Origin of the sequence: Xenorhabdus sp. TS4, from assembly GCF_014467265.1 — a bacterium.
Taxonomy (GTDB): Bacteria; Pseudomonadota; Gammaproteobacteria; order Enterobacterales; family Enterobacteriaceae; genus Xenorhabdus; species Xenorhabdus ehlersii.
This window is the reverse complement of sequence record NZ_NKHQ01000008.1, coordinates 109,295-122,672: the sequence shown is the minus strand read 5'-3', so window position 1 is coordinate 122,672 and position 13,378 is coordinate 109,295. Positions and strand designations below refer to the sequence as shown.

Here is a 13,378-nt window from a genome sequence, read left to right as displayed (position 1 = left end):
CTCCTAGAGTTGTTTTCTAATCAATTGCGCTTTGCCGTAAAGATAAGGTTTCGGCCAATCGATACCCGTCCAGCCATATCTGGCGCATTCATGCAATAGCCAGGCCGCATTAGATAAGAATGGGCGGGATAAGGCACAGAGATCGGCACGACCAGAAGCAATGATGCCGTTAATTTGATCAGCATCGGTAATTGCACCAACCGCAATAACCGGCACGTTTCCTTCATTACGAATGCGATCAGCCATCGGCGTCTGGTACATGCGTCCATAAACCGGCTGCTGCTCAGCAGAGACTTCCCCTGTAGAACAATCCACCATATCCACTCCAGCTGCACGGAAACGACGGGCGATCTCTACGGCTTCATCAACCGTCGTTCCCCCTTCCACCCAGTCCGTGGCAGAAATACGCACAGATATTGGCAAATCAGCCGGCCAAACCTCACGTACCGCCTTGAAAACGGCCAACGGGAAACGAAGCCGGTTTTCCAGCGAGCCGCCATATTCGTCATCGCGCTGATTGGTCAGCGGAGAGATAAAACTGGAGAGCAGATAACCGTGAGCGGCCTGAATCTCCAGCCAGTCAAAACCGGCTTTGATGGCACGATGGGTTGCAGTAATAAACTGCTCGATAATTTCTGCCATTTGCGTCTTAGTCAGCGCCGCCGGCACTTGTGAAATCCCAACTAAATAGGGCAAGGCTGATGCTGAAACTAAGGGCCAGTTACCCTCTGGCAAGGGGTGATCAGGTTGTTCCCATCCCAGTTGGGTTGATCCCCGTCTTCCCGCATGTCCCAATTGAATTCCTATTAAAGTGTCTGTGTGCTGGTGGACAAAATCGGTGATCGCCTTCCATGTCTGCACCTGCTGATCATTCCATAATCCTGTACAAGCAGGAGTGACACGTGCTTGCGGAGAAATTGCCGTCATTTCAGCAATCACTAAGCCCGCACCGCCCAATGCTCGGCTACCAAGATGAACCAGATGGAATGAACCCGGAATTCCCTCCACGGCGCTATACAGCAGCGTAGGAGAGACAACAACCCGATTTTTCAAGCTCACGCCCCGTACCTGATAAGGTGTCAGCAACGGTGGAGTCAGCGATGAGAATGGATGAGATTTTTGGGCAAACCAGCACTCATAATTTTCCAGCCATGCCCGATCCCTCAAGCGCAAATTTTCATGGGAAATGCGCTGGGAACGTGTCAACAGTGAATAAGCGAATTGTTCGGGCGAAAAGCTTTCATAGCGTGCAACATTTTCGAACCACTCCGTTGAATTACGGGCGGCATTCTGGATTTTCAGCACTTCCACACTGCGCGATTGCTGATAATCGGACAAACCCGCCTGCCAATTCCCCTGATGGGCTTTCAGGCTGTTTGCCAGTTCAATCGCATCTTCTAATGCCAATTTTGTGCCGGAGCCAATGGAAAAATGGGCGGTATGGGCGGCATCTCCCATTAACACAATCGGGATATTTTTGCCGTTATCTTCCTCTGGCTTGATCCAGTGCACCCAGTTAGCACAAATTACGCGGGGAAAACGTATCCAAATAGCAGCCCCCCGCAAATGGGTTGCATTGGAGATTAATGGATGTCCATCCAGCCACGGTGCGAATATTTTTTCACAATACGCAATACCCTCTTCCTGTGACATTTTGTCAATACCCGCAGCCAGCCAGGTCTCTTCCGTCGTTTCGACAATAAAAGTCGACAGCCCTTCCTGAAATTGATAGGCGTGAACCTGAAACCAGCCATCCTCGGTTTCCACAAACAGAAACGTAAACGCATCAAAAACTTTATGCGTCCCTAACCAGACAAAACGGCAATGGCGTTGGTCGATATCAGGCTGGAAAAATTCAGCATAACGGGTGCGGATCTGGCTATTGATCCCATCAGAGGCAATCAGCAGATCGGCATGATATTTGCGGGCAATCTCCTGCTCATCCTCAACCTGGGTTTCAAACAGCAACTCAACCCCGACTTCGTGGCAGCGGTCTTGCAGGATATTCAGGAGTTTTTTACGGCCAATACCAATAAATCCATGACCGCCACTACGATTTACGGTTCCCTTAAAGTGGATATCGATATCATCCCAACGGCTAAACTCCTCCCTGATAATTTCAGCCGACACAGGATCAGCCAGATGCAGGTTTTCCAACGTTGCATCCGAAAACACCACTCCCCAACCAAAGGTGTCATACGGACGATTACGCTCGATCACCACGACACGATTATCAGGATTTTGTAACTTCATTAGCAGACCGAAATACAATCCAGCCGGTCCACCGCCAATACATACGATATTCTTACCACTGACGGTTACTGTATTGTTACTGATTACTGCATTCTTACCTCTTACATTCATAATTTATTCTCCTGCCGCACGATATCTACCCCATGCAATTGCCTATTTAGCTAAGGCATCTGTTCAGTTAACGCATAGTAAAATTCGTCGGGTATCGGAATAGCTTGATGGGTATCCAGTGAAGTGGTGACATAAGTCTGAGTTACGCTCATCCTCAATTCACCGTCTTTGCTGACGCAGCGTTGAAGCAACGTCAATGATTTTTTGCCAATTTTCTCAACACTTAATTCCAGCCAGACCTGATCACCCATTCTGCTAATTGCCTTAAATTCCGCCTCCAAATGAACCGTCGGTAACCCAAAACGGTGTTTTGCGATGTAATTGGCATATCCCATTGACGTTAATTCATCGAACCAATCCTCCAGCAAATTGTTGAACATCACGAAATATTGGGGATAAAAGACGATCCCCGCCGGATCACATTCAGAAAAACGGATCTTATGGGGCTGTATAAAACTAAGCAGGCTCATTACAGGCTCCTCATGTATAAGGTTCTTTAATATAAAGAGAGACGTTGTTGGCACTCGCGTAATCGGTCACCCTGTTCATCCGCTAATGCCGCTTCACGTAGTTGCCGCAGGTTGGCGGGAGATAAGTCATGCAGATGGTGATCAACAATTGCCATCAGCGTTTGAAAATGACTTGATCCGCGGGAATGAGTATCACCATATCCCTTGATCAAACGCTGGCATTGGGCGATTTCCGCAGCCAATTCGGGATCGCGCTTTGCTGCTGCTTCAATTCGCCGTAGCCATTCTTCAATACGTCCCGTTTCATGCTTAAAGCGCAGCGTATAGCGGCGCATACGGCGCCAACTCGCCAGCATATAAAGCAACAGATATCCCCGACTGGAACTGGTGGTAATCACACGCCCACGGCTGAGTAATTTCGCCAACATACGATTGACGAAATGAGGACGAGATAACCAACGCCCAATACTTGCCGGCAAGGTGTCACAGATTTCTTCCATTCTGGGATGCAGAAAGTCATTAATTTCGACCAGTTGACCATCTCTCACCCGCATTTCTTTCCTGACACGTTCGAATCGACCGACGCGAATTTTGAGATCTGCCACCCGTATGGTGTCTTCGTAAGCCATCCACAGCGCCAAATAGCGGGCTGTTTCACGTAATAGTTGCTCATTCAGTAATCGCTCATCAGGTTTCACCGCTTGCTCAATGAGGTTTTGCAATCGGTCAAGATACAAACGAGCGTAGGCTAGATCCTGGTAATCAATCAGGCGCTTGACACCTTCTATGGCAATGTTATGGATACAGGCAGGGAACTTTTGCCGGATATGTAACAGCAGGGCATTGACTTTATTGTTCGATATAGGCGTTTCTGGCGCCGTTTTTCCGGTATTTTTTGATTTTGCTGCCAATTGTGTCCGGCTCCACCCCAAACTAAAGGCTTGCAGACTGGACTTTATCCCTACGTTTTTCTTGATGATCGCCGCTTCAAACTGATTACGGTTAAATGGCAAGATCTCCGTACCACCGAGTGCACCAAACAATACCGCACTGATCACACTGCCACTCTTCTCTGCTATCTTCGCCATATCAAAATGGATAAAACGCAAAGCAGCTTGTCGGGATTGCCGGATCAATACTCCGCTATCCACGCGCCCATCTCCCATCGCCGAACGCTCTTCCATCGAAAATACCCGGTGGCTTGATGCGATCAGCGTAGTGCGATCCGGTATCACCAAACCACGTTGGACAGCACGTCCGGCTTCCATCAATTCCGAAGCCAGCACAATATCCACATCACCGGCAGTCGGCATCAGCGCCAACACAGGTGTTGGTACTTCAGGATCATCAGCACCAGGGAACAACTCGACATAATAAATAGTTGCCCCAGTTCGCTGGGCTACGCCAGGTACGGAAGTCGTTTGGGCGAAATAGCCATTCTCTTCCCCCAAAGTCACGATCCAATCAGCCAGTACACCGCCGCCTTCACCTCCCATCGCCAGGATGGCAATTTTGATTGGCTGTTTAGGTAAGTTCGTTAGCGAAGAATTGGTGAATGCTGACATAGGCATGACCCCTTCTTAAAAATCATATTGATTACGACGTTTAACATCACGACGTTGCAAATAGCCTATAAGCCCTTTGCGAATACGATGAATCAGCCGATCCCAACGATTGGGATTGATAATGATCCGTGCCTTAAAGAAAGAGGGGCACAACACTGCCGCGTGAGATAATTCCCCGCATAACCCACAGCCCACACAACTATTTAATACTGTTGTCACCGGATCGGTACGCAATGGATCAGGATTCGGCTTAATCGATAGAGAAGGACAACCGGACAAACGGATACAGGAGTGATCGCCCGTACATACATCGGAATCAACCCCAAACTGCTCACGGACGATCCGCTTCCCTTCCGCAATAGCCCCTCTGATCTTTACCTTCTCGCGCCGTTGTTTATTCAACATACACTCACTCTGTGCGATCAGGACTTTTGGCCCGTGCTCACCTGTTGTCAGCGCCTCGCGTAAGGTATTCATCATGGCTTTGAGATCGTAGGTACGTTTGATCGTGCGTATCCATTTCACCCCAACCCCCTTGACAGCTTTTTCGATGTCATGGCCGGTACTGCGATGGGGATTTAACGCCGTTGAAGAGGGAATATCCTGCCCTCCGGTCGCAGAGGTATAACTGTTGTCCACAATGATGGTCAGATTGTTGCTGCGGTTAAAAACACCATTAGCTATGCCACTCGTTAAGCCGTTATGCCAAAATCCACCATCCCCCATAACTGCGATTGCCCGCTTATTCGCAACCGGCGTATTCAGTGCTGCCGCACTTGCAGCCCCCAATCCATACCCCATCGTGGTGTTGCCCAAATTAAATGGCGGCAAAATAGCAAACAAATGACAACCGATATCTGCACTGATGTGATGTTGCCCCAATTCCCGTTCAATCAATGTCAGCGCTGTAAAGATGGGGCGCTCTGGGCAACCGGTGCAAAATCCGGGTGGGCGGATATGGACTGCCTCTTCCAGAGGATCTTTTATCGGTAAGGCCACGGCGGGGATACGTACCTGACAGGCAGACACTGCACTTTCCGCTGCAATTTTGCCGTAACGTTCAAGGAAAGCACGGAGTCCCGACAACACGGTAGCCGTGTTGTACTCTCCCGCCATTGGCAGTAAATCCTTGCCATGTAATCGAGTCGCTATCTCACGCTGGCGCAAAATATTGGCGACATTCTGCTCCACAAAATTGGGCTGACCTTCTTCCAGCACTAACATCGCCCGCTTGCCATGACAAAAACGTTCAAACTCTTCATCGATCAACGGGTAGGCGACATTCATGACATACAGCGGGATTTGGCTATTGCCAAAAACATCCGCCAATCCAAGCAAATTCAAGGCACGGATCACGGTGTTATAGCATCCACCTTGCAGGGCAAGGCCAACATCATCAGCCTGCTCAGCGAAAAACTCATTCAGCTTATGCTGTTGGATAAAACGCACAGCCGTAGGCCAGCGATCTTGTACTTTCTCTTTCTCATGCAGAAAACTGGCGGGCGGCAAAACAATACGACTGAGATCGCGCGTCGGATTTTCCAGCGCATTCTGAATCATAAACGTTGACGAGCGGTTTTTCTCACATGTAAACCGACCATGCACATGGCAGGCACGAATGCGCATCTGTAGCATCACTGGCGTATTGCTGGCTTCCGATAGCTCAAATCCCATCTTCACCGCCTGTACAATCGAAGGCAGATTGGGGCGTGGATCGAGTAACCAGATCTGAGATTTCATCGCGAAAGCATGGCTACGTTCCTGCATAATGGAAGAACCCTCACCATAATCTTCACCGACGATAATCAGTGCACCACCCACCACACCGCCCGATGCCAGATTTGCCAATGCATCCGAGGCAACATTCGTGCCAGCCGTCGATTTAAACGTGATGGCTCCACGCAGTGGATAATTAACGGAAGCGGCAAGCGTCGCAGCAGCAGTGGCTTCACTGGCACTGTTTTCAAAGCGAATGCCATATTCAGATAAAATATCTTGCGCATCTAACAACACATCCATCAGATGAGAAATCGGCGCCCCCTGATAGCCAGCCACATACGCCACCCCCGATTCCAGCAGCGCTTTTGTCACGGCAAGTATGCCTTCACCACTGAAAATTTCGCCCTGACCCAGACGTAACTTTTTCACTTCCTCGACAAATGATCGTTCAGCCATGCTTACCTCACACGCTTTAACGCCTTTTAGTTATCTTTTATGTAATTCAGGTATTCGTTAACGGTCAATGCATGATTTGTCATGTAATTGTGATTTATGCGGTGTTTGGATAAAGCGTGCAGCAGGCGGATATAGAGTACCCATCATAAATATATTCATAATCATATATATTTCATTTAAATAATATGTGGATACTGTTAGCAGATAATTGAATAAGGTTAATACGGTTATTTTTTATATCCCGAATAATCAAAATAGGGAATAAACACGTTATTAGCGGGATATCTCATACATCATAACAATGATATGACTGGCTAGAGGTATCTGAAATTATGAGCAATTCGTGGCCTCGCTACTATTTTGGATCTAAAAATACTGAATCAAAACACACTGACTCTAGAAGAGCAGAATCAAGATATTCAGCTTCAAACTGTTCAGATCCTAAATATGCAGTGACAAAAATTAGGGAGCATCTCAATTCGCCAGAACATTTACTTTTTTCATCCAACGATCTTGATGAAGTTAAATCTATGGTCGGACGGGTCATGCAGCCTCATCAACTAACTATATTGGGCAATAATCAAAAGATAGATGCCAAAATGCACTATATTCCACTTGGGGATATTTCCATGAGCCGATTGCGTTACGGTGCCAGCGTTGAAATCACCCCAGGTGAATTGGATTCGTTCTTTCTTATCCAGATGCCGCTGGCTGGCTGTGCGGGTATTGAAAGCGGCGACCAATGTCTTGATTCTACTCCCAATCTGGCTTCTATTCTCAGCCCAAATCAACACACTTCCATGCGCTGGAATGCCGATAATGACCAATTTATGGTCAGGATCTCCCGCTCCTTGCTGGAAAGAACGCTTGTTGGTCAATTGGGGCACCCTCTGGATCAACCGTTGGTATTTGAGCTGGGGTTTGCATGGCAACGCTGTCAGGCCTGGCGCTGTTTGATGCCTTATCTTCTGGAATGCACCACCCAAGTGCCCGACATCTTGCAACATAAACTGATTACTAACCAAATAGAACAATTGATTTCCGTTACTCTGCTGTCCACCCATCAACATAATTACAGTGAAACACCCACTAACCGCCGATGCTCTATTCGCCCGCGGCATGTACGACGAGTTCAGGAATATTTGCAGGCTCATGCCCACGAACCCATAACCGTAGAGCAGCTCGCCCAGGTGGCAGGCGTCAGCTTGCGCAGCCTCTATTCCGGCTTCAAGGAGTTTCTGAATATCAGCCCGATGCAATATTTACGTGATCTGCGCATGGCACATGTGCGCACGGAACTCCTGGCTGGAGAAGCCACCAGCGTCACAGGCGTCGCCCTGCGTTGGGGATTCGCCCATATGGGGCGCTTTAGCGCAGAATATAAAGCCCGCTATGGTGAGACGCCAAGTAAAAGCCTGAAACGCGGATGAAGCCATAGCTGACAACCAAATCCTGTTCTAACCTGTGACCATCTTCACAAATTATTAATATATGCTGAATGTTTAATTTATTAATATTGTCCAGCATTGGATTGAATATCCTAATAGTGATTAACATAGTAAAGGATTATCCTCTACGTACTTAAAAGGACATCATGTATGGATCTTCAGGCAGGACAAAATATCGTTTTATCTAAAACTTTTCTTCGACTCGCTCTCTCTTACCCTGCAACACCTTCTTTTCGCAGTGAAGTGGATGCCTCGGCTTTTCTGTTAAATGCCAATGGGAAAGTCAGAGGAGACAGTGACTTTTATTTTTACAATAATCCCGCAGCCGCAGATAACAGTCTGATTTTGGAAGCCTCTCACCAAGGCAGTATTATCACTGTGGATCTGACAAAAATAGATGCCAATGTAAGCAAAGTTGCTATCACGCTGGTGATAGACGGCCCGGATTCAGTTGACGGTCTTCAGCAATTGAAATTTGAGGCGCAAGATATTGCTACCTTTACGGTCTCAACAGCAGGCAGAACAGAAAAAGCCATGATTATTGCAGAGATTTACCGACATTCCGGTAACTGGAAACTTCGTGCTCTCGGGCAAGGTTTCAATGGAGGGCTGGAGCCTCTGGCGGTGAATTTTGGTGTCGATGTGGAACAACCTACGCTTTCAAATAATCCACCTCCTGGCCCAACTATCAGCCTTGAGAAAAAATTACAGGATAAAGCGCCACGCCTCGTAAACCTTGCCAAGAATGCAACCGTCAGTCTGAGTAAACACAACCTACAATCAATCAAAGCTCGGGTTGCATTTGTTCTTGATGCATCAGGATCGATGAAAGGTCAATTCAAGAAAGGAAATGTTCAGGCGGTTTTGGATCGTATTGCAGTACTGGCTGTGCAATTTGACGATGACGGCTCAATGGATGTCTGGGGCTTTGCCGAGCGACACAAAAAATATCAGGATGTAACCCTTGATAACCTTGATGACTATATCCATACAATACAGACCGCCATAAAACCCTCCAGATGGGAAATCCTCCCCGGCCTTGGCGCTACCAATAATGAGCCGCCAGTCATGGAAGACATTATCGACTATTTTAAAGATAGCGAATTACCTGTCTATGTCGTGTTTATTACAGACGGTGGTATCAGTAAAACCCGTCAAATTAAGGAAGCCATCCGACGTTCAGCAAATTACCCTATTTTTTGGAAGTTTGTTGGCTTGGGCGGTTGGAATTACGGAATACTCGCAAAACTCGATAACTTTACCGATCGCCGTCTGGATAATACCCATTTCTTCGCAATCGACAATTTTGCAACTATAAAAGAAGACGCACTGTACGATCTGTTGTTGACAGAATTTAAGGACTGGCTCGACGCCGCAGCCGCCGAACGCATACTGTAGTTATGAATGGTTACCGGGTTAATGCTTAGCCCGGTAACACGAAGAAGACAAGCGCAGCGCGTCAGGATTATTCTCTACAATAGGAAAAACTCCCTTGCATTTGGAGCAGCATTTATAATCAAAAGGCTGAGTAGCAAATAGCACTCAGCCCATATCAAGCAACGTCTTTTATGATTACTTTTGCAAAGCAGGAAGATCTGCCAACGGCCAACGTGCTTTCACCGTTACACCTAATTCACCGGCAGTCCCCCCTTGCAAACGGATCATGCCAGCCAGCGCAATCATTGCCCCATTATCAGTACAGAATTCAGGTCGGGCATAGAAGACTTCGCCTCCCAGCTTTTCCATCACTGCCTGCATCTTAGTACGCAAAGTTCGGTTTGCACTCACTCCGCCTGCCATCACCAGACGTTTGAATCCAGTCTGTTCCAATGCTCGTTTACACTTAATTGCCAGTGTGTCCACAACTGCATCTTCAAATGCGCGGGCAATATCCGCTTTGGTTTGCTCATCCTCAACCATATTATGGCCATGAATGTTATCGCGGATGGTATTAGCTGCGAACGTTTTCAGGCCAGAGAAACTGAAATCCAACCCCGGACGATCGGTCATCGGACGTGGGAAAATAAAACGTCCCGCCTTACCCTGCTGCGCCATACGGGAAAGCACTGGTCCCCCCGGGTAATCTAAACCAAGCAGTTTTGCTGTTTTATCAAAAGCCTCGCCAGCGGCATCGTCAATGGATTCGCCCAACAGTTTGTATTCACCAATACCCGTCACACTAATAAGCTGGGTATGACCACCTGAAACCAGTAAGGCAACAAAAGGAAATTCTGGTCTGTTTTCTTCCAGCATCGGTGCCAGCAAATGGCCTTCCATATGATGCACGGGAATAGCAGGTACATCCCATGCAAACGCCAGTGAACGCCCAATAGTTGCCCCAACCAGCAATGCACCAACCAATCCCGGCCCTGCTGTGTAAGCAACTGCATCAATATCTTTACTCGTCAGACCCGCTTCCTTCAAAGCCGCCTGAATCAAAGGGACCGTTTTACGAATATGATCACGGGACGCCAGTTCAGGCACAACGCCGCCATAATCAGCATGTAGCTTGACCTGACTGTATAATTGATTGGCCAGCAGACCGGTTTTATCGTCATAAATTGCGATTCCGGTTTCATCGCAGGACGTTTCTATACCTAAAACTCGCATTGCACTATTCGTCTCGTTATCTTACGTCTCGTTGCTTGGTCATATACATTCGCATTCCTTTCAACGCGCGACAGTGTAACACCATCTATTGTTAAATTCTCTGCCGACACGCTTTCCATATCAATATTCTCGCCACTGCATCCATTACATGCTGGCTATTTTTTCTGTTTAGTCTATAATCAATGCCCTACTTGAATATCCTGTGTGGTTAATGTTAATAACGCCAACATCAGGCCGCTTGTTTTGCGTACAAAAAAGCACCCTGTAACCCGTGGCGTTATCGGTTTCAATTTTCCTCGGCACTTTACAAGGCCGTGTTCATTGAAGTAAAATTCCGCACCATTTTAAAGACGGCTGGCACTATCCCGCCAGCGACAAACCCGATTTCTATTGAGGTGAGAGGCACATGCCAGTAATTAAAGTACGTGAAAACGAGCCATTTGACGTAGCACTGCGTCGCTTCAAGCGTTCTTGCGAGAAAGCAGGCGTATTAGCAGAAGTTCGTCGTCGTGAGTTCTATGAAAAACCAACGACTGAGCGCAAACGCGCTAAAGCTTCTGCTGTTAAGCGTCATGCTAAGAAGCTAGCTCGCGAAAACGCACGCCGCACTCGTTTGTACTAATCTTCGCGGTCAATCCGCTTAGTGATTGTATTAACAAACTACTGCAGTTAAAGGCCGTGCTTTCCCAAAGGAAGCGCGGCTTATTCTCGTTCATCAACAGGCGAAAAAGGGCTTATGGCTGGACGGATTCCACGCGCATTTATCAATGACTTATTAGCAAGAACCGATATCATTGATTTGATCGATGTTAGGGTGCCTTTGAAAAAGAAAGGTAAAAACCATCAAGCGTGCTGTCCTTTTCATAACGAAAAAACCCCTTCATTCACTGTTAATGGTGATAAGCAGTTTTACCATTGCTTCGGTTGCGGAGCACATGGCAATGCCATTGATTTTTTAATGAATTATGACAGGCTGGACTTTGTCGAATCCATCGAAGAACTGGCAGCCATGCATGGGCTGGAAGTTCCCTACGAAGCAGGTTCCGGCATCAGTCAAATCGAACGTCACCAAAGGCAAAATCTTTACCAACTGATGGAAAAGCTCAATAGCTTCTATCAGCATTCACTGAATACTCCCAGCGCCCAATCAGCCCGACAATATTTGGCTCAACGTGGGCTCAGTGAAGAGATCATCCAGCGTTTTGCCATTGGTTTTGCGCCTGCGGGATGGGATAACGCCTTAAAACGGTTTGCCCATAATGCGGAAGAGCGTAAACAGTTAGACGATGCAGGAATGCTGGTCACGAACGACAATGGCCGCACTTATGATCGTTTCCGCGAGCGGGTGATGTTCCCCATTCGCGATCGTCGTGGTCGCGTAATTGCATTTGGCGGCCGAGTGCTGGGAGATGAGCTTCCCAAATACCTGAACTCGCCGGAAACAGAAATTTTTCATAAAGGCCGCCAGTTATATGGCCTTTATGAGGCACAGCAAAGCCACAATACCCTGACAAGGCTATTGGTGGTGGAAGGTTATATGGATGTTGTTGCGCTAGCCCAATTTGGCATTGACTATGCCGTGGCTTCGCTGGGAACGTCCACGACAGCTGAACACGTTCAGTTACTTTTCAGGACAACCGATAATGTCATCTGTTGTTACGATGGTGACCGTGCAGGTCGTGATGCCGCATGGCGTACATTGGAAACGGCACTACCTTATCTGAATGATGGTCGGCAATTACGTTTTATGTTCTTGCCTGATGGCGAAGATCCTGATTCATTGGTCCGCAAAGAAGGACGGGAAACATTCGAGCAGAGAATGGAAAAAGCAATGACCTTATCTGCATTTTTGTTCGAATCACTCTTGCCACAGGTTGATTTAAGTAACCCAGAAGGAACGACTAAGCTCAGTTCGCTAGCCATGCCGCTGATCAGTCAAATCCCAGGGGAAACACTGCGACTCTACCTGCTTAAAGAGCTTGGAAACCTGTTAGGTACCCCTGATACAACACAATTGGAACGATTTTTGGCAAAACTTGTCAAAAAAGATACCAATACTTATCAGGCGCTAAAACTGAAACCAACAACAATGCGCATACTGATCGCATTACTGGTACAGAATCCGCATTTAGCGACATTGGTTCCCCCATTACAGGGAATGTTTTCTACTCAGATAGCAGGACTGCCATTATTCATAGAGCTTGTCGACACGTGCCTTGCGCAACCAGGTTTAACCACAGGGCAACTGTTGGAGCAATATCGCGATAATAAGTACGCTAAACAGCTTGAAAAACTCGCTGCATGGAACGATATACAAATAGAAGAGATTGCTGAAAAGACTTTCAGCGATGCACTGAACCATCTTTTTGCGTCAGCACTTGATGAACGTTTTAATTTTCTAATGGCTAAAGAGAGAACTGAAGGCCTAACGCCAGAAGAGCGGGAAGAAGTCCGGTTAATTACGGTATCTGGTGCGAGGAAATAAGAGTCTGTCTCAGCAAGGTTATATTCCTTCAAGATTATATTAACTTGGAGGTTATACTATTTGGCTTACTTATATAGGCTTATATCCCTAATATGGTTTGCTGAAATTATCGCTTGATAAAAATATCACCCGATAAAATATAGCTTGGTGAAACAGGTTCTAAACCAAAACCTAAAAATCACAGACACAGAATTCACGGCTTAAATGCCGCATTAGGTAGGGCAGGTAACCCTACAATTGCCGCAATTGAGGGCAGCGGCA

9 protein-coding genes are annotated in these 13,378 nt (G+C 47.2%); 4 read left to right on the top strand and 5 right to left on the bottom strand.

Annotated elements, in window-relative coordinates; genetic code table 11:
- Positions 1–3: 3 nt before the first annotated feature.
- Genes Xets_RS06380 through Xets_RS06365 form a run of 4 tightly spaced genes read right to left on the bottom strand, consistent with a single transcriptional unit; the run spans position 4 to position 6,574 of the window.
- Complete coding sequence (locus Xets_RS06380; protein WP_099130771.1) at positions 4–2,364, bottom strand: bifunctional salicylyl-CoA 5-hydroxylase/oxidoreductase; 2,361 nt, start codon at positions 2,362–2,364, stop codon at positions 4–6.
- 50 nt (positions 2,365–2,414) lie between these two features.
- Positions 2,415–2,834, bottom strand: a complete 420-nt coding sequence (locus Xets_RS06375; protein ID WP_099130772.1) for a thioesterase family protein — start codon at positions 2,832–2,834, stop codon at positions 2,415–2,417.
- 26 nt (positions 2,835–2,860) lie between these two features.
- Positions 2,861–4,399, bottom strand: a complete 1,539-nt coding sequence (locus Xets_RS06370; RefSeq protein ID WP_187651343.1) for an indolepyruvate oxidoreductase subunit beta family protein — start codon at positions 4,397–4,399, stop codon at positions 2,861–2,863.
- 15 nt (positions 4,400–4,414) lie between these two features.
- Positions 4,415–6,574, bottom strand: coding sequence for an indolepyruvate ferredoxin oxidoreductase subunit alpha (locus Xets_RS06365; protein WP_187651342.1), 2,160 nt, complete (start codon positions 6,572–6,574; stop codon positions 4,415–4,417).
- Positions 6,575–7,026: 452 nt separating this feature from the next.
- On the opposite strand from Xets_RS06365, the gene Xets_RS06360 reads away from it, so the two are divergent.
- Both Xets_RS06360 and Xets_RS06355 read left to right on the top strand, forming a co-directional pair.
- Complete coding sequence (locus tag Xets_RS06360) at positions 7,027–8,004, top strand: AraC family transcriptional regulator (protein WP_244208647.1); 978 nt, start codon at positions 7,027–7,029, stop codon at positions 8,002–8,004.
- 168 nt (positions 8,005–8,172) lie between these two features.
- Positions 8,173–9,420, top strand: a complete 1,248-nt coding sequence (locus Xets_RS06355; RefSeq protein WP_099130776.1) for a VWA domain-containing protein — start codon at positions 8,173–8,175, stop codon at positions 9,418–9,420.
- Positions 9,421–9,594: 174 nt separating this feature from the next.
- Here Xets_RS06355 and tsaD read toward each other — a convergent pair whose 3' ends face one another.
- Positions 9,595–10,632 (bottom strand): tRNA (adenosine(37)-N6)-threonylcarbamoyltransferase complex transferase subunit TsaD, encoded by a 1,038-nt coding sequence (gene tsaD / locus Xets_RS06350; RefSeq protein WP_099130777.1) that lies wholly within the window; start codon positions 10,630–10,632, stop codon positions 9,595–9,597.
- Positions 10,633–11,038: 406 nt separating this feature from the next.
- Between tsaD and rpsU the strand changes: the two genes are divergently transcribed.
- Together rpsU and dnaG are read left to right on the top strand one after the other, a co-directional pair.
- Positions 11,039–11,254, top strand: a complete 216-nt coding sequence (gene rpsU / locus Xets_RS06345) for a 30S ribosomal protein S21 (protein WP_001144069.1) — start codon at positions 11,039–11,041, stop codon at positions 11,252–11,254.
- Between the two features lie 114 nt (positions 11,255–11,368).
- Positions 11,369–13,117 carry a DNA primase gene (dnaG, locus tag Xets_RS06340; RefSeq protein WP_099130778.1) on the top strand — a complete coding sequence of 583 codons (1,749 nt, stop codon included), beginning with the start codon at positions 11,369–11,371 and terminating at the stop codon, positions 13,115–13,117.
- Positions 13,118–13,378: the final 261 nt, after the last annotated feature.

Bases quoted from the DNA above. Each gene is read 5' to 3' on its own strand.
- Xets_RS06380 (WP_099130771.1), bottom strand. From the start codon at position 2,364: ATGAATGTAAGAGGTAAGAATGCAGTAATCAGTAACAATACAGTAACC.
- Xets_RS06375 (WP_099130772.1), bottom strand. From the start codon at position 2,834: ATGAGCCTGCTTAGTTTTATACAGCCCCATAAGATCCGTTTTTCTGAA.
- Xets_RS06370 (WP_187651343.1), bottom strand. From the start codon at position 4,399: ATGTCAGCATTCACCAATTCTTCGCTAACGAACTTACCTAAACAGCCA.
- Xets_RS06365 (WP_187651342.1), bottom strand. From the start codon at position 6,574: ATGGCTGAACGATCATTTGTCGAGGAAGTGAAAAAGTTACGTCTGGGT.
- Xets_RS06355 (WP_099130776.1), top strand. From the start codon at position 8,173: ATGGATCTTCAGGCAGGACAAAATATCGTTTTATCTAAAACTTTTCTT.
- tsaD (WP_099130777.1), bottom strand. From the start codon at position 10,632: ATGCGAGTTTTAGGTATAGAAACGTCCTGCGATGAAACCGGAATCGCA.
- rpsU (WP_001144069.1), top strand. From the start codon at position 11,039: ATGCCAGTAATTAAAGTACGTGAAAACGAGCCATTTGACGTAGCACTG.
- dnaG (WP_099130778.1), top strand. From the start codon at position 11,369: ATGGCTGGACGGATTCCACGCGCATTTATCAATGACTTATTAGCAAGA.